Below are 1,423 nucleotides of genomic sequence, written 5' to 3'. Positions count from 1 at the left end.
CTTTCAATGCCGTCTCTCTAAATTGTACCGGACTCTGCCAATTGAGTTTTCCTTTCATACGTTCATGGTTATAGTAGTGAATATAATCATCAATGGCCCGCTTCAATTCATCAAAGCTATGGTATTCTCGTCCGTGATAGATTTCCTGTTTCAACAGACTGAAAAAATTCTCCATGATCGAATTATCCAAGCAAGTACCTTTACGGGACATACTTTGGAAGATTTTATGTTCTTTCAACTTATGATTGTAAGCGTTCATTTGATAGGCCCATCCTTGATCGGAATGAAACGTGCGTCGATAAACGCAGTCTTCCGTTACACGAATCGCTTCCTCTAAAGCCTCCATGATCGCCAATGCGTTCGGTTTCTCTGAAATGCGATAAGAGATAATCTCGCTGTTGTACATATCTAAAAATGGATCAAGATACAGTTTCTTTTCACGAATAATACCAGATTTGTCCGCTTCAAAATACTTTAGCTCTGTCGTATCTGTTGTAATCTTTTGATGACAAATGCTTGTGTAAAAGCGTCGATGAATTCGATTTTTCGCAATCGTTCCGATCTTCCCACGATAAGAGTTATAGCGGCGGGATTTTCTCGTGAAGGAACGGACTTCTAGTCCTAGCTTTCGAATCAAACGTTGCACTTTCTTTTTGTTTACATGGAATCCTCGATCTTTCAGTTCATTTGTCATACGTAAGCAGCCATAATTTGTATGTTTCTCTCTTATTTTAAGCATTTCCTCTTCGATTTCCTGATCTGGATTTTCGCGATCAAACCGTTTTTGCCAATACATAAAGGTTGATTTAGGAAATTTCAAGGTTTCAAGAAGCTCAACTAATTTGAATGATCCTCGGAGGCTGTCGATGATTCGCGCGATTGATTCGTTCGTCTTTGTTGGGCTTCCTGTTTTCGCAGCTTCCTCAATTCTTTTAAAAAGGCATTCTCGATCTGAAGGGAACGCACTTGTTTTTCTAGTTCCTTAATTCGGTCGCGTTCTTCAGGTGTTTCCTTATTTGTCTTTTTAGTTTCTTTTTTCTTAGACACGATGGTTGGACGTCCTTTCGGTTTTGAGAGTCCGTCTAAACCTTCTGCACGAAAGTTTCTCATCCAGTTGGCAATTAGCGTAGGGTTATTCATCCCTAATTGATTCGCCACTTCACGATAGGACAGCTCACTTGTTTGATATAACTCTATCGCATCCATCTTAAATTGAACAGAATAAGTTTGATTTTGCCGTTTTCGAAGGAGCCCTTCTTCGCCGAATTCTCGATAGACATTGATCCAATCTTTTACTTGTCTTTCAGACTTTATCCCGTGTTTCTTTGATAAATATTTCGCTCCTCCTTTCCCGTCAAGATACTCTTGAACGATTTTTACCTTGAGTTCAAAACTATATTTAGCCATAAAAATACCGACCTCC

The 1,423-nt window shown here is 39.3% G+C and carries 1 pseudogene; it reads right to left on the bottom strand.

The window, feature by feature from the left end:
- A pseudogene (locus tag FFR60_RS22790) lies at positions 1-1,407 on the bottom strand (IS3 family transposase); the annotation flags it as partial.
- Positions 1,408-1,423 lie beyond the last annotated feature (16 nt).

Origin of the sequence: Enterococcus hulanensis (genome assembly GCF_005405485.1) — a bacterium.
GTDB lineage: Bacteria > Bacillota > Bacilli > Lactobacillales > Enterococcaceae > Enterococcus_A > Enterococcus_A hulanensis.
This window is presented reverse-complemented; position numbering and strand designations above follow the sequence as displayed.